Here is a 16,657-nt window from a genome sequence, read left to right as displayed (position 1 = left end):
ACCAATTTAAAAAACATGTTTAAAAAAAATATTCTTATAGCGTTCCTCTTAATAAACGCTGTTTCTTTTTCTCAGGAAATTGTGAATTCAATACCTATTGAATTAAAGAGAGACAGTCAGGTTTTTCAGTCTGTTGATGAGACTTCAAAAGAATTAACGTTGTTTATTGCAGATAAGTTGAAAACTAAAGCAATTCGGTTGGACGCTAAAATGAATATTATTGATTCTTTATCAGCTTCAAAGTCTGAAAAAAATCAAACTAAAATCATTGGCAACATCACCGGAGTACATAAAACAACTTTGTTTTTCGGATCATCAAATCCAAAAAAAATTACTTCACAATCATTCGACTTTGGCAGTAAAGCTATTATTGACAAAACTTTTGACTTAGATATAAAAGATGAAATATATCTTGAAAAATTCTCGGTCAATAATACATTTATAATTTTACACTTGGTAAAGAGCACTAATGCTTTTAAATTGTACGTGTTTGATTCCGCAGGTAATTACGATGTTAAAAATATTGCCACAAATGAATTGAAATTCTACCACAGATCTAATTTATACGACACTTTTGCTGATGATTTTCTTCCTTTTGAGCCATCTTTTTCCTTACAAAAAATAAGCCCTGAAAGCCCAACTTCACTAACAGATTCTGCAAAAAAGAGGAAATGTTATTATGACAAAAAGAAAATTATAATTACCATAGACACCAATAATAATTTCACACAACTTATTAACATTGATTTAGAGAAATATATTGCAACAGGAAAAATCATCAAAAACACTCCATATAAGTCATTCAATACAACTGAATTAAATTCAAATTCATTTTTAATGGAGGACAATTTATATCAAATAAAAACATCTTCAACTAAATCCATTTTATCTATAAAAGATTTGGAGGATAATTTGATAAAAGAATATGAAATTTCAGCCAACAAGAGCATTGATTTCAAAAATTCAGATATAATCCAACAAAACGGAAGCGCAAAAAGCACAAAAACAATAGACGAAACTGGACCATTCATTCGAAAAATCAACAACTTAAATCTTGGAGTATCTTTATACAAAATAAATGATAAGTATTTTACAACATTAGGAAGCGTCTCTGAAGTAAGAGATAGCGGGCCTGCTGTAGGTGGAATGTTTGGTGTTGTTGGCGTATTAATGTATTATGCCTTAAGCAATCCGACACTAGAAAATTTTAATGCTTACGCAAACAGAAAAGTTGTTTATTTCAATAGTTTATTAGACAAAAACGGGAACCATGTCAAAGAAGATTTAAAACCACTTGCATTTGACAAAATTCAGTCTTTTATGATGGACAAAAAAGATATTACTTCTCAAACAATTTTTAAAATAAATGAATCTTACTATTTAGGATATTATGAAAATAAACTGCAAAAGTTTACCATTCTAAAATTCACAGATTAAAAAAACCTAATATGAGCCTAAAAGTAATTGCTTTTGACGCCGATGATACCTTATGGATCAACGAAACCTATTTTGATGAAACCGAAAAGAAATTCTGTGGTTTGATGGAAGATTATTTGTCACATCAGGGAATTTCCAAAGAATTATTTAAAGTTGAAATCGATAATTTAAAACTATACGGCTACGGAATCAAAGGCTATATTCTTTCTATGATCGAAGCCGCAATGAATATTTCTAACAATACGATTCCTATTGAAATCATTGAAAAAATCATTCAATACGGAAAAGAATTGTTGGAGAAACCGATAGTTTTATTGGATGGTGTCGAAGAAACTTTAGAAACTTTACACGGAAAATACAAATTAGTAGTTGCTACCAAAGGCGATTTATTAGACCAACGAAGAAAGTTACACAATTCAGGTTTAGGTCATTATTTTCATCATATCGAAGTGATGTCGGACAAGCAAGAAATTGATTATTCTGATTTGATTAAACGATTGGAAATACAGCCTGAAGAATTTTTCATGATTGGAAATTCATTAAAATCAGATGTATTACCTGTTTTAGCCATTGGCGGACACGCTGTTCATATTCCGTTTCATACGACTTGGGCACATGAAAAAATCGACCATAAAGTAGAACATGAAAACTTTAGTTCTTTCGAAAAAATAACAGAGGTTTTAAAAAGATTAGAATAATGTTCTGGCACACTAAAACGAAAATTCAATTGATGATAAATGACCTTTTTTACCATCTATTTGACAAAACAACCATTAAGGAAAGCTATTTTCGATAAAACACAGTCCGATTTTAAAATTAAAAAAGCAGTTTAAGCCATAATAACTCACAAAAAGCGCAGTAAAAATAAACATTACACAGCATTTTACACAATTAAAACCAATTGTTATATAATTTACTCTTTTACATTAAAACATTACTTTTTAGGTGTAATTTTGCAAAAAATTAAATTTTTATACAATGAAAAAAATCATACTTACATTAGTTTTTGCTTCAGCTATAACAACTCTGAGCGCACAAACAGAAACTGTAAAAAGTACAGGAACTGACTTTAACAAATGGTCTATCGAAATTGCAGGTGGTGTTAACAAACCACAACAACCAATGACTGCTGGTTATTTCACATCTACACCAAGTCCATTCGTTGCTGATCTTGGAGTTAGATATATGTTTAATAACAAATTTGGTTTGAAAGCTGATTTTGGAATGAACAGTTTCGAAGGAAAAAACAATTCAGTTGATTTTGATACTAAATATTACAGAGCCGACTTACAAGCTGTTGCTAACTTAGGAAGAATCATGAATTTTGAAACTTGGACTAATACACTTGGTTTAATTGGTCATGCTGGTTTTGGTTTAGCGCAATTAGAAGATCAAAACTCTGCTTTGAAAGACAGAATGGGTAACTTCATTGCTGGTGTAACAGGTCAAATCAAACTTTCAAACAGAATTGCTTTGACAGGAGATTTCACAACAATCTTTAATGCTACACAAGATGCTGCTTTTGATGGTGCTAGTATTCCAGCTGAAAGAGGATTTTCAGGAATTCTTTTTAATGGTACAGTAGGTTTAACAGTTTACTTAGGTAAAAACGAAAAACATGCTGACTGGGTAATTGACAATGAAGGTAGATTCGACGCAATTGACCAAAGATTCATGGCTATCGAAAATAAAATGCTAGACACTGATAAAGATGGTGTAGCTGATTATTTAGATGAAGAAGCTAATACACCTGCAGGTGCAATGGTTGATACTAAAGGAAAATCAGTTGACAAGAATAACAACAATGTTGCTGACGAAACTGAAGCATATATCTTGAAAAATTATGCAGGAAATACTGGTGACGGATCTATTATTTACAATAATGATTTAATCAAAAGTTTAATCAACGGTGGTTATGTTGCTGTTTATTTTGACTACAACAAATCAACTCCTACAAATGTTTCTACAGAAGGTACAGATTTCATCTTAACATATTTGAGAAACAATCCTTCTGCTTCAGTTGACATTATTGGTCACGCTGACGAATTAGGAAGATCTGAATACAATGATAAATTATCTACTGCAAGAGCAAATAATGTAAAAAACACTTTAGTAAAAGCTAATATCGATGCATCAAGATTGAATATAGTTGGTGCTGGTGAAGATACTTCAGTTGATAAAAATTCTGACGCTGCAAGAAAATTAGTTAGAAGAGTTACTTTCATAGTAAAATAATTCTTTCTCAATATTCTCTAAAAACCCTAAAGGAAATTTCTTTTAGGGTTTTTTTATGCCTTTATGTTTCCATTTGAAAACGTCATCTTATTTCTTTAAAATAAAAATTCGAAAAAACGGATTTATGATTTAAAAGATTAGCAGTACTTTTGAAAAACAAATAAAATTACGCATTTTGAAAACCCTTTTAGATATAGAAAACTGGCCTAGAAAAGAACATTTCCATTTTTTCAGACAATTTGAAGAACCTTTCTTTGGTGCCACTGTTGAAATTGATTGTAGCAAAGCTTACGCCAATGCAAAAACATTGAAAGCTTCTTTTTTCAGTTACTATTTACATAAAACATTGGTAGCAGTGAATGCGATTGAATCTTTTCGCTATCGGATTTCTGATGACCAAATATATATTTGTGACCAAATAAATGCTTCGGCAACTATTGGCCGTGCAGATGGTGCGTTTGGTTTTTCTTTAATTGAATACGACTCCGATTTTGCTGTTTTCAAAGGAATAGCTGCGACAGAGATTGCCCGTATTCAAACCACAACCGGACTTTTTACCCGAACATTTGATGAAGATAATGTTATTCACTTTTCGGCAATTCCGTGGCTCGATTTTACCTCTTTATCGCATGCCCGAAGTTTTACTTTTCCAGATAGTTGCCCAAAGATTTCGTTTGGAAAAATGAAAATTGCTGACAACGGCAAAAGAACCATGGCAATGTCAGTTCATGTTCATCACGGACTAATGGACGGCTTTCATCTGGGACAATTTGTGGATTATTTTCAGGAGTTAATGAATCGATAAAAAAGCTCAATTTTTGTTAAAAAAAAGTCCCGGCTTGCAGCTGAATTTCACTGCAAACCGGGACATACTATTGGAAACTAATTTTATTTTCCTAAAAGCATTATTTCATTTACCACAACTTCCGTGACATATCGCTTTTCTCCGTTTTTATCATCATAACTTCTATGGGTTAGTTTTCCTTCTATTGCTACTTCCTTTCCTTTTGTAACATATTTTTCTATGATTTCAGCTGTCTTTCCCCAAGCCACTAATTTATGCCATTGGGTTTCTTCTACTTTTTCTCCTTTGTCGTTTTTGTAGCTTTCGTTTGTAGCTAACGTAAAATTGGCCAACTTTTTTCCTCCATCAAATGATTTGATTTCCGGATCATTCCCAACGTGTCCAATTAACTGTACTTTGTTTCTTAATGTACTCATGGCGTGTAAAATTTAAATGTTAGTATATATAAGTTATTTGTTGAATTGTTATTTCAAATCAACACTGCAAAGATGCGATGACAATCAAAAACTATTCGGTTACTAACTATTTACTTTCGGTTGTAACTATTTGTAAACGTTTGTAAATGGGAAAAATTCGCTATATTTGATAAAAATAAAATTTTTATGCAAACCAAAATAAACAAAGTAGAGTTACGAAATCTGAAATTTGATGACTACAAAGAGTTGAAAAACTCCATGGTAGAATCGTATCCGGAAATGGTAGGTTCCTACTGGAGAGAACATCATATTGAAAAATTATTAAGCCTTTTTCCTGAAGGTCAATTGGTAATTTTGGTAGATGGAAAAGTAGTTGGCTCTGCTTTGTCTCTAATTGTTGACGAAAGTTTAGTAGACAAAAACCACAATTACTCTGATATAACTGGAAAATATACCTTCTCTACCCACAACCCAAAAGGAGATGTTTTATACGGAATAGATGTATTTATTCATCCAAATTATAGAGGACTGCGCCTTGGAAGACGATTGTATGATGCCCGAAAAGAATTGTGTGAACAATTAAATTTGAAAGCAATTGTGTTTGCCGGAAGAATTCCTAACTATGGGCAGCATGCAGCAACACTTACTCCAAAAATTTATATCGAGAAAGTAAAGAGAAAAGAATTACACGACTCCGTACTTTCATTCCAGTTGAGTAATGATTTTCACGTAATCCGAGTGATGAAAAACTACTTGGAAGGTGATACCGATTCAAAAGAATTTGCAGTTTTACTGGAATGGAACAATATTTATTACGACGAAAGTCCAAAATTAATAAACCTCAAAAAAAGCGTTATCCGCTTAGGACTTGTTCAATGGCAAATGCGTCAACTAAATAATCTGGAAGCTTTATTCGAACAATGCGAATTTTTTGTCGATGTCGTTTCAGGATACGGCAGTGATTTTGCGCTATTTCCAGAACTATTCACAGCTCCCTTGATGGCGGATTACAATCATTTATCAGAAGCCGATGCGATTAGGGAATTAGCAAAACATGCAGAACCTGTTCGCAAACGTTTCCAGGAATTGGCTATTTCTTACAATATCAACATCATCACAGGAAGCATGCCGTATTTAGAAAACGGTACATTATATAATGTTGGTTTTCTTTGCAAAAGAGATGGAACTTCTGAGATGTATGCTAAAATCCATGTCACTCCAAACGAAGTACAGCATTGGGGAATGACAGGTGGATCACAAATTAAGACTTTTGACACCGATTGTGGTAAAATTGGAATCGTAATATGTTACGATGTCGAATTTCCAGAACTTTCGAGATTACTGGCAGATGAGGGAATGAATATTTTATTTGTTCCGTTCTTGACAGATACTCAAAATGCGTATACCAGAGTCAAACACTGCGCACAAGCCAGAGCGATAGAAAACGAATGTTACGTAGCCATCGCAGGTTGTGTTGGTAATCTTCCAAAGGTAAACAACATGGACATTCAATATGCACAATCAGCAGTATTTACACCTTCTGATTTTGCTTTTCCAAGTAACGGAATAAAAGCCGAAGCAACTCCAAATACGGAAATGACACTGATAGTCGATGTAGATTTAGACTTACTGAAAGAACTTCACGAGCATGGAAGTGTTCGTATTCTAAAAGACCGCAGAACTGACTTATACGACATCAAAAAAATAAATCCATGAACAAAACCTGCTTAGAATGTGGAGAAAAAATTGTAGGCCGGGAAGACAAAAAGTTTTGTAGCGACGGTTGTCGTAATGCTTTCAACAATAAAATAAACAAAGACAGTACTAATTTTATGCGCAACATCAACAATAAGTTGCGCAAAAATTACCGCATTCTATCTGAGCTAAACACCGACGGGAAATCAAAAGCCACACGAGCAAAATTGTTAAGTAAAGGCTTTGATTTTGAATTTTTTACCAATATCCTCCAAACCAAAACAGGAAATACCTACTATTTCTTGTATGACCAAGGATACATGATTTTAGAAAATGATTTTTATATGTTAGTTAAAAAAGACATTTAATACCGTAAATCCCCAAATCTACCTAACCTACCATGAAAAAAGACTATTTTTCAATTTTTGCCGGCTTATTCATCCTATTAATTCTAGTGTTAATTTACATTACGATGATGCCAAAAGGGACTTCTGACGATGAAGGTTCACTTGCTGAATTTTCAACAAAAAGAGCCTTAAATCAAGTAGAAGCCATTTCAAAACAACCACATTTTGTAGGTTCTGCAAATCATGAAGTAGTCGCAAATTATCTCGTAAAAGAACTAAATAAATTAGGACTGGAAACTTCTATTCAGGAAGGATATACGCTCAGCGATTGGGGAAATCTGGTAAAGTCCAAAAACATCTTGGCCCGAATTAAAGGTTCCAATAGCTCCGAAGCATTGTTGTTACTTTCACACTATGACAGCGCACCACATTCCTACTCTCCTGGAGCAAGTGATGCGGGTTCTGGTGTAGCAACAATCCTGGAAAGTGTTCGTGCTTTCTTGTACAATAAAACGCCGCATAAAAACGACATAATTATTCTGTTTTCAGATGCTGAGGAATTAGGACTGAATGGCGCTGCACTTTTTGTAACCCAACATCAATGGGCTAAAGAAGTCGGCTTAGTTTTAAATTTTGAAGCACGCGGCTCATCCGGTCCAAGCTATATGCTGATGGAAACTAACAAAGGAAATGCAGGATTAGTAAAAGAGTTCGCTTCCGCAAAAGCGACTTTTCCAGTTTCTAATTCCTTAATGTACAGCATTTATAAAATGTTACCCAATGATACCGATTTGACCGTTTTCAGAGAACAAGGCAACATTCAAGGTTATAATTTTGCTTTTATAGATGACCATTTTAACTATCACACCGCCCAAGATGACATCCATCATTTGAACAAAAACACGTTAGCACATCAAGGTTCTTATTTGATGCCGCTATTAAATTATTTCTCAAACACTGATTTAAACACAACACAAGCCAGCGAAGATTACGTCTATTTTACCATTCCGTACACCTTTATAAGTTATCCTTTCAGTTGGGTTTTGCCCATGGTAATACTTGCATTGGCGCTGTTTATTTTTCTGTTGTTTTTAGGAAAAGCCAAACGCATTTTGTCGTTTAGGGAAATCGGCAAAGGATTTATACCACTATTAAGTTCAATATTTGCATCTGGATTAATCACTTTTTTCGGGTGGAAAGGCTTGTTAATGGCCTATCCGCAATACAATGATTTGCTGAACGGATTTACCTATAACGGACATGCTTATATTGCCGCTTTTGTGTTATTATCCGTAGCGATAAGTATGGTCTTTTATCATTTATTCTCAGAGCGAAAAGTAACTATCAATCATTATGCAGCGCCATTATTTTTATGGATTATCATCAACGGAATTCTAGCTTTTGTTTTACCAGGAGCAGGATTTTTGATTATTCCAGTGTACTTTGGGCTATTGATTTTTGGGCTTTTTATAGTGACTCAAAAATCGAACAAAACATTAAATCTCCTATTAAGCATTCCCACTTTGCTAATCATAGCGCCTTTTATCCAAATGTTTCCTATCGGTTTGGGACTAAAAGTGCTTTTTGGAAGTGCTATTCTTACAGTGCTGACTTTTGGCTTATTGTTGCCGGTTTTTGGGGCTTTCGCCAAAAAGGGAATTTGGTCCATAATCCTTCTTTTGCTTTCCATTGGCTTTTTTGCGAAAGCACACTCCGAATCCGGTTACAAAGCTGGCAAAGCAAAATCAAACAGTTTATTGTATATCTATAATACCGATACAGACCAAGCCAATTGGACAACGTATGACACCAATCTTGATTCCTGGACCAAAGGCTATTTGGGTGAAAACCCGAAAAACGCAACCAATTTGAACGAAATTCCTTTGTTCAGCAAATACAATTCTGGTTTTACATACGCGACAAATGCACCTAAAAAAGACCTTCAGAAACCAACTATTGAATTTCTGGAAGACCGAATCGTAGGCAATCAACGGTATTTGAGAATAAAAATTTCCCCAAATCGAAATGTTAATCGCTATGATATTTTTGCCAATGAAAAAATGGAAATTCATAATTTCAAAGCAAATGGCGTAACCACTTTAGGTCAGAAAAACTCACTTTACCAACGAAAAGGAAAGAAAATATTGAGTTATTATGTCGTTGGAAATGCTCCTTTAGAAATTCAGTTCAGCATGAATGTTTCAACAGTTTTAGATATGGAACTGTTAGAAAGTTCATTTGATTTGTTGTCAAACCCATTATTTGAAATCACAAAAAGAGAAAACTGGATGATGCCAACCCCGTTTGTTCTGAACGATGCAGTGGTCATTCGACAAAAAATAAAAGCGAGTCCGGTTGTTGGGAATACTTTGGATGCAGCTGTAACTACTCCTGTTGTAAAAGATAGTTTAACAATTGTGAAAGACAGTTTGAAAGTTAATTAATTTTTTAAAAAATGACAAAAATTAGTATTCTGGGTTGTGGTTGGTTGGGTTATCCTTTGGCGAAAGCGTTACTTAAAAATGGGTTTTCAGTAAAAGGTTCGACAACTTCTGATGAGAAAATAGCAATATTAAAAAATGCCGGAATTAAACCTTTTTTAATTGCACTTTCAGAAAATAAAACCTCTGGAAACGTAACTGAATTTCTAGAAAATTCTGAAATTCTGATTATCGATGTTCCGCCGAAACTTCGCGGCTCAGGCACAGAAAATTTTGTTTCAAAGATTAGAAATGTAATTTCGTTTATAGAAAAATCATCTGTCGAAAAAGTGCTTTTCATTAGCTCAACATCGGTTTATAATGATGACGAGATTTTTGTTACTGAAGAAACTATTGCAAAACCGTATACGGAAAGCGGGAAACAACTACTGGAAACCGAACAGCTTTTGCAAAGCAATATAAATTTCAAAACAACTGTTTTGCGTTTTGGCGGCTTAATTGGCGAAGACCGTCATCCAATAAAATTCTTGGCTGGTCGTGAGAATTTGGACAATCCTGATGCGCCCGTTAACTTAATTCATCAGGACGATTGTATTGGTATAATTCTAAAAATTATTGAAACGGATTCTTGGAATGAAACCTTCAATGCGGTGGCTCCATCACATCCTTCGCGAAAACTGTACTATACTCAAAAGGCTATGGATTTGAATTTGGCTTTGCCAAAGTTTAATTCTGAACAAAATTCTGGTGGAAAAATAATTTTAAGTGCTCGTATTGAAAACGTTTTAAAGTATACTTTTACGAAACCAAATTTGTAACGTGAGAACTAAAATTAAGAATGCTGTTTCGTCGAAAGTTAGCGCTATTGGATTACCTATTTTGGCATTGTGCTGGGTCAGTTTTTTTTGGGGAACCACTTGGATTGCTTCAAAAGAAGGCGTAAAACATATGCCTGCCTTGCAACTTGTCGCTATCAGACAATTTCTGGGAGGATTCCTTTATATTTCCTATTTTTTGTTTAAAAAAGCACCTTGGCCAAAGGGGAAACAATGGAAAACAATCATCATTCTAAGCATTCTTAATTTTGTTTTAAGCAACGGATTAAGTACTTGGGGCGTCAAGTATATTAGTAGCGGTTTAGGCGCAATAATTGGTGCGTGCGTCCCTTTATGGATTGTGATCATTACTTTTTTCAGAGGCGAACGATTGTCCAGATTATCAGTTATGGGTTTGATAATCAGTTTTAGTGGCGTTTGCGTTATTTTTTACGACCATTTGAGTGATTTTTTGATTCCAAATTTCAGATTCGGAATAATTATTTCGGTAGTTTCTACATTGACATGGGCTTTTGGGACGTTATACACGAAGAAAAAAGCGGCAACTTTTAATCCTTATTTTAGCTTAGGAATACAAATGTTTTTGTCGAGTATTTTAGTTTTTGCCTATACCGGCGCAACTGGAATATCTGTAAGTTTAAGCGAAATTCCAGCGATTTCCTGGTGGTCTATCGCTTATTTAGTTGTTTTTGGCTCCATCCTTACTTTCATTGCCTTTATCTATGCACTTCAAAATCTTCCTGCTGAAATTAGCAGTGTTTATTCCTATATCAACCCCATTATTGCCGTGCTTCTGGGTGCTTTTATCTTTGGCGAAACACTTAACACCGCAATAGCCATAGGCGGAAGCGTTACATTGTTTGGATTGTATCTGGTGAATTATTCGTTGAGGAAAGGTCGGAAAACAATAGCGAAATAATGTAAAAACAAAAATCCCATTCGACTGAACGAATGGGATTTTTTATATGTTTTAAAAACCGATTACCAGATTCTTACACGTTTTTCTGGTGCAATGTACATTCCGTCATTTGCTTTGATATCGAACGCTTTATAAAACGTATCTATATTTTGCAAAGGAACATAAGCTCGGTACATTCCTGGAGAATGCGGGTCTGTTTTCACTTGGTTTTTCAACGCTTCATCACGCATTTTTGAACGCCAGATTGTTGACCAAGAAATAAAGAAACGCTGTTCCGGAGTATATCCGTCAATTAATCCCGGATTTCCGTTTTCTTTCAAGTACAATTGTAAACCATCATAAGCGGCATTTACTCCACCTAAATCTCCGATGTTTTCACCAAGAGTAAATTTACCATCTACAAAAGTTCCTGGCAATGGCTCCAATGCGCTGTATTGTGCAGCTAATGCTCCGGTTAAAGCAGAGAATTGTTTCAAATCTTCAGCCGTCCACCAGTCTACTAAGTTTCCGTCAGCATTGTAACGGGAACCTGAATCATCAAAACCATGTGAAATTTCGTGTCCAATAACCCCACCGATTCCACCATAATTTACAGCTTCATCCGCTTGGTAATTGTAAAAAGGCGGTTGCAAGATAGCTGCCGGGAATACAATTTCATTGTTTGAAGGATTGTAATAGGCATTTACCGTTTGTGGAGACATTCCCCATCTTTCTTTATCAACTGGCTTATTCAACTCAGCTATGTTTTCCTCAAAACGCCATTTTGCCATGTTTTTTGAGTTATCAAAATAGGTTCCACCTTCTTCTGGACTTTTAATCGTCAAGGCTGAATAGTCTTTCCATTTGTCAGGATATCCAATTTTAATTCTTGATTTATGCAATTTAGCAAGCGCGCTTACTTTTGTTTCTGCAGACATCCAAGATAAATTATTGATTCTGTTTTCGAAAGCCAAGAAGATGTTTTTGATCATTTTCTCCGCTTTTACTTTGGCTTCAGCCGGAAATTTTTTCTCAACATATAATTTCCCTAATGCTTCACCAACTGCTCCATTGATCGTTTGAAGTGCTCTTTCATCACGTGGTCTCTGGCTTACAGCACCAGTCAACGTTTTTCCGTAAAACTCAAAGTTTGCATTTTCAATTTCAGTAGACAATTGGCTTGAAGCTCTGTTCAATAAACTCCAACGCATGTATGCTTTCCAGTCTTCCACTTTATTTTCTTTGAAAATAGTTTCTAAAGCGGTCATGTATTTAGGTTGTGATACGATTACGGTATCTACTTTTGTCAATCCAATTTTTGTGAAATAATTATTCCAGTTGATGGATGGAGTCAATTTACTCAATTCAGCCAATGTCATTGGGTTATAAGACTTACGACGGTCTCTACGTTCTACTCTGTCTAATCTTGGTTTAGACATGGCAATTTCAAGAGCCAGAATTTTATCAGCATTAGCTTTTGCAACAGCAGGCTTATCGCCCAAGTATTGCAACATTTTGGCAACGTGTAAAACATATTTCGCACGTTTCTCTTTAGAATCGGCATCTTCAGAAACATAATAATCTCTGTCTGGTAAACCTACGCCACCAGGACCTAAATTAATCACGTTTCTACTGCTGTTTTTTGCATCCGTTCCTACACCGGCACCCATAAATCCAATGCCTCCGATAGGTTCCATTTCAATCAATAAAGCCTCTAAATCTTTAGCATTTTTAACCGCATCAATTTTTTTCAAGTACGGTTTCAAAGGCGCTATTCCTAACTTGTTTCTTCCTACAGTATCTAAAATAGATTTATAAAGATTAATCGCTTTTCCTTGATCTGTATTCGATTTGTAGATTGGATTTGTCGTGGCTTCTTTTAAAATTGCCAAAGCATCCGCGTCAGTTCGTTGACGCAATTCGTCAAAACTACCCCAACGTGTTCTGTCACCTGGAATCTCCGTGTTGTCCAACCAAGTTCCATTCACGTAGCGAAAGAAATCATTACTTGGTTTCACGTTTTTATCCATGTAATTCACATTGATTCCCGGTTCCTTAGCTGCCGGAGCGGTTTGCGCTTGACTCACCGCAAAGCCCATAATTGCGGGAATCACAAAAAGCAGTTGCTTATTGCTGTTTTTCTTCATTTTTTTTAGTTTTTAGTTAGGTTAACAAAGCTATTAATAAATTATTTGATTTTTAGTTAAAATCAATTATTTACGAAAACATCTTTATTTGACTTCAATTTTTCTAAAAGGTTTAATCAAAAAAAATAATTTTATATGCTTTATTTGGAAGTAATCTGCTTAAAATAAGATTGTGTTAATTTGAATTAAAAACAAATCCCGTTTTCGTATTTTTGCATCAAAATAGCACTATGTCAGAGTTTTTTAAAAAATACCGTCTCTTTTTTGGGGTTTTCATTGTTCTTTCGGCAATCATTTTAACCTTATTTTATTCGGCTTTAAAGCCAAAAAAAACACTTCCCATTTTCAATCCTGCAGATGTAAATCCGGAATTAGTGGACAGCACCGTTCAGTACAAAAGCAAATACCACACGATTGCTGATTTTTCATTCATCAACCAAAACGGAAAAACTATCACCCAAAAAGATTACGAAGGCAAAATATATGTGGCTGATTTTTTCTTTACCACTTGCGGATCCATTTGTCCAAAAATGACCACAAACTTATCTGATATCCAAAAAGCTTTCGCCAATAATCCAAAAGTAAAATTACTGTCTCATACTGTTTTTCCGGAAACAGACAGCGTTCCAGTTTTGAAGGCTTACGCCAAAAAACATAATGTTGATGATAACAAATGGAACTTAGTTACAGGAGATAAAAAAGAAATTTATACTATGGCCAGAAAATCCTATTTGGCCGTGAAACTTGGAAAACCAAGTGAATTATACGATATGGTTCATACCGAAAATTTTGTTTTGGTCGACACCAAAAGAAGAGTTCGTGGGTTTTATGACGGCACCAATAAAGAGGATATGAAACGATTAATCGAAGACATTACTTTTTTGAGTAACGAATAAGAAGTATTCAAATGAATACCCTTTACATAAAGAAAACCGCTGGATTATCTGTTGGATCGATTTGTTTTAATTACCGTATAAATGTGATATTTATCATTTGTGTTTGTATTAAAATGTGTATTTTTGCAATCTTAATTCAATCTAAATAAGGTTTGCAAACAACGATACATTCTCTCAAAAAAGGCGAAAAAGCCATTATAAAAGACTTTGACATCGACACTGTTCCATTAAAATTATTGGAAATGGGTTGCTTGCCTGGCAATATGGTTGAATTACTTCAAATTGCTCCTTTTGGAGATCCTTTATATTTGAATATTAATGGTTCGCATGTAGCAATTCGGGTGGAAACTGCAAAAGAAATTGAGGTTGACATTATAAAAACCAACTTATGGTAAGCAAACAAAATATCAATGTCGCTTTGATTGGTAATCCGAATGTGGGTAAAACTTCCGTTTTTAATCAACTTACGGGTTTGAATCAACAAGTGGGGAATTATCCCGGAATTACCGTTGAAAAAAAGATAGGTTTCTGCAAATTACCCAATAATATAAAGGCAAATATTCTGGATTTACCTGGAACATACAGCCTGAACGCCAGTTCCATTGATGAAAATGTTGTCATTGAATTATTGCTAAACAAAAACGATAAATTATATCCTGATGTCGCGCTTGTCGTTACCGATGTGGAAAATTTAAAACGAAACTTACTTCTCTTTACCCAAATAAAAGACTTAGAAATCCCAACTATATTGGTCATCAATATGGCTGACAGAATGAAATTCAAAGGGATTACGCTGGATATTCCGTATCTTGAAGAACACCTAAAAACAAAGATTGCACTAATCAGTTCCAGAAAAGGATATGGAATTGACGAGTTGAAAAATTTGATTGTCAGTTATCGAACCATTTCAAGCGAACCTTGCCTGAATGCCTCCGTAATTGATCCGGATTATTTCAACAGTTTACGCAAAGCATTCCCAAATCAATTGCTTTATAAATTATGGTTGGTGATTACGCAAGACGTAAATTTCCTGAATTTAGAAAGAAATGAAATCCGAAGCTCGTTTACTAAATCGCACTCTGATTTAAAACGCCTGCAGCAAAAAGAAACCATAAAGCGCTATCAATTCATCAATGATGTGCTGAAAGTAGGTTTAAAAATCGATTCTTCAGTTGCACGAGATTACCGTAGCAAACTCGATCGCGTGCTGACGCATAAAGTTTGGGGGTACGTAATTTTCTTTTTGATTTTGTTTGTCATTTTCCAATCCATTTTCGAATGGTCTAAGATTCCTATGGACTTCATCGATGCTTCTTTTGCTTCGTTGAGCACGCTTGCTGCCGAAGAACTGCCAGCAGGAGTTTTAACCAATTTAATTTCGCAGGGAATCATCCCGGGAATTGGAGGGATTTTGATATTTATACCACAAATCGCCTTCTTATTTATGTTTATTTCAATACTGGAAGAAAGCGGCTACATGAGCCGAGTAGTTTTCCTGATGGATAAAATCATGCGTAAATTTGGTTTATCAGGCAAAAGCGTAGTGCCACTTATTTCAGGTACCGCTTGTGCGATTCCTGCAATTATGGCAACCCGAAATATAGAAAACTGGAAAGAAAGACTAATTACGATTCTGGTAACTCCATTCACAACTTGTTCTGCCAGATTACCTGTTTACGCTATCATTATTGCACTCGTAATACCGGACAATCGTGTTTTTGGATTTCTGAACATGCAAGGAATGACTTTGATGTTGTTGTACCTTCTAGGTTTTGGAATGGCTATTTTCTCCGCTTACATTTTGAATAAAATCCTTAAAATTAAAGGAAAAACATACTTTGTAGTAGAAATGCCGAATTATAAATTACCGCTTTTCAAGAATGTGGGAATCAATGTCATCGAAAAAACAAAGGCTTTTATTTTTGGTGCCGGAAAAATAATTCTGGCTATTTCGATCGTATTGTGGTTTTTAGCTTCTTATGGTCCAGGAGAAAAATTCAATAATGCTGAAAAAATTGTCATTGAGAATACGATAAACAATCCGTTGCCTGAAACCGAATTTGAAAATGCTGTCGCATCGCAAAAACTGGAAAACTCCTATATTGGAATCATGGGAAAAGCCATCGAACCTGCCATTTCACCATTAGGTTATGACTGGAAAATAGGAATTGCCATCATCAGTTCCTTTGCTGCCAGAGAAGTTTTTGTGGGAACATTAGCTACGATTTACAGCGTAGGTGGAAGCGACAATGAAGTTACCATCAAAAATAAAATGGCTGCCGAAATCAATCCCGTTACCGGAGAAAAGATTTTCAACTTTGCCTCTGGAATATCATTACTGTTGTTTTATGCTTTTGCGATGCAATGTGCCAGTACGCTTGCGGTTACTAAAAAAGAAACCAATTCTTGGAAATGGCCAGCCGGACAATTGATCTTCATGTCCGGATTTGCTTATGTTGTGGCTTTAATTGCTTACCAAATCCTGAAATAAAACCTCCTTTATT

14 protein-coding genes are annotated in these 16,657 nt (G+C 34.9%); 12 read left to right on the top strand and 2 right to left on the bottom strand.

Annotated features, from left to right (window positions below):
- Positions 1–15 precede the first annotated feature (15 nt).
- The 4 genes from IWX80_RS06165 to IWX80_RS06150 all read left to right on the top strand — a co-directional run bounded on the left by IWX80_RS06165 (position 16) and on the right by IWX80_RS06150 (position 4,477).
- Positions 16–1,437 carry a hypothetical protein gene (locus IWX80_RS06165; RefSeq protein ID WP_196852607.1) on the top strand — a complete coding sequence of 474 codons (1,422 nt, stop codon included), beginning with the start codon at positions 16–18 and terminating at the stop codon, positions 1,435–1,437.
- Between the two features lie 11 nt (positions 1,438–1,448).
- Positions 1,449–2,135, top strand: a complete 687-nt coding sequence (locus IWX80_RS06160) for an HAD family hydrolase (RefSeq protein WP_196852606.1) — start codon at positions 1,449–1,451, stop codon at positions 2,133–2,135.
- A gap of 280 nt (positions 2,136–2,415) precedes the next feature.
- A complete protein-coding gene (locus IWX80_RS06155; RefSeq protein WP_196852605.1) occupies positions 2,416–3,672 on the top strand; it encodes an OmpA family protein in 1,257 nt (418 codons plus the stop codon).
- Between the two features lie 175 nt (positions 3,673–3,847).
- Positions 3,848–4,477, top strand: coding sequence for a CatA-like O-acetyltransferase (locus IWX80_RS06150; protein ID WP_196852604.1), 630 nt, complete (start codon positions 3,848–3,850; stop codon positions 4,475–4,477).
- Positions 4,478–4,560: 83 nt separating this feature from the next.
- Here IWX80_RS06150 and IWX80_RS06145 read toward each other — a convergent pair whose 3' ends face one another.
- A complete protein-coding gene (locus tag IWX80_RS06145; protein WP_196852602.1) occupies positions 4,561–4,893 on the bottom strand; it encodes a single-stranded DNA-binding protein in 333 nt (110 codons plus the stop codon).
- A 186-nt stretch (positions 4,894–5,079) separates the two neighbouring features.
- Between IWX80_RS06145 and IWX80_RS06140 the strand changes: the two genes are divergently transcribed.
- The 5 genes from IWX80_RS06140 to IWX80_RS06120 all read left to right on the top strand — a co-directional run bounded on the left by IWX80_RS06140 (position 5,080) and on the right by IWX80_RS06120 (position 11,131).
- Positions 5,080–6,609: a bifunctional GNAT family N-acetyltransferase/carbon-nitrogen hydrolase family protein gene (locus tag IWX80_RS06140; RefSeq protein ID WP_121363973.1), complete on the top strand. Its 1,530-nt coding sequence runs from the start codon at positions 5,080–5,082 to the stop codon at positions 6,607–6,609.
- Positions 6,606–6,956, top strand: coding sequence for a hypothetical protein (locus tag IWX80_RS06135; protein WP_196852601.1), 351 nt, complete (start codon positions 6,606–6,608; stop codon positions 6,954–6,956). Before IWX80_RS06140 ends, IWX80_RS06135 begins: the two co-directional genes overlap by 4 nt.
- A 104-nt stretch (positions 6,957–7,060) precedes the next feature.
- The gene (locus IWX80_RS06130) at positions 7,061–9,379 is read left to right on the top strand and encodes a M28 family peptidase (RefSeq protein ID WP_196852958.1); all 2,319 of its coding nucleotides are present in this window, start codon (positions 7,061–7,063) and stop codon (positions 9,377–9,379) included.
- A gap of 11 nt (positions 9,380–9,390) precedes the next feature.
- Positions 9,391–10,194, top strand: coding sequence for an SDR family oxidoreductase (locus IWX80_RS06125; protein WP_196852599.1), 804 nt, complete (start codon positions 9,391–9,393; stop codon positions 10,192–10,194).
- A gap of 1 nt (position 10,195) precedes the next feature.
- The gene (locus tag IWX80_RS06120; protein WP_196852598.1) at positions 10,196–11,131 is read left to right on the top strand and encodes a DMT family transporter; all 936 of its coding nucleotides are present in this window, start codon (positions 10,196–10,198) and stop codon (positions 11,129–11,131) included.
- A gap of 62 nt (positions 11,132–11,193) precedes the next feature.
- On the opposite strand, the gene IWX80_RS06115 is transcribed toward IWX80_RS06120, so the two are convergent.
- The gene (locus tag IWX80_RS06115) at positions 11,194–13,257 is read right to left on the bottom strand and encodes a M13 family metallopeptidase (protein ID WP_196852597.1); all 2,064 of its coding nucleotides are present in this window, start codon (positions 13,255–13,257) and stop codon (positions 11,194–11,196) included.
- Positions 13,258–13,487: 230 nt separating this feature from the next.
- On the opposite strand from IWX80_RS06115, the gene IWX80_RS06110 reads away from it, so the two are divergent.
- The 3 genes from IWX80_RS06110 (at position 13,488) to feoB (ending at position 16,644) form a co-directional block, all read left to right on the top strand.
- Positions 13,488–14,153, top strand: a complete 666-nt coding sequence (locus IWX80_RS06110; protein ID WP_196852596.1) for an SCO family protein — start codon at positions 13,488–13,490, stop codon at positions 14,151–14,153.
- A 152-nt stretch (positions 14,154–14,305) separates the two neighbouring features.
- Complete coding sequence (locus IWX80_RS06105) at positions 14,306–14,548, top strand: FeoA family protein (RefSeq protein WP_091172304.1); 243 nt, start codon at positions 14,306–14,308, stop codon at positions 14,546–14,548.
- Complete coding sequence (feoB, locus tag IWX80_RS06100; protein ID WP_196852595.1) at positions 14,542–16,644, top strand: ferrous iron transport protein B; 2,103 nt, start codon at positions 14,542–14,544, stop codon at positions 16,642–16,644. The genes IWX80_RS06105 and feoB overlap by 7 nt, the downstream gene beginning before the upstream one ends.
- Positions 16,645–16,657 lie beyond the last annotated feature (13 nt).

It is taken from the genome of Flavobacterium sp. CAN_S2 (assembly GCF_015752255.1).
GTDB lineage: Bacteria > Bacteroidota > Bacteroidia > Flavobacteriales > Flavobacteriaceae > Flavobacterium.
Note: the sequence above shows the minus strand (reverse complement) of the source record. Positions and strands in the feature narration are given on the sequence as shown.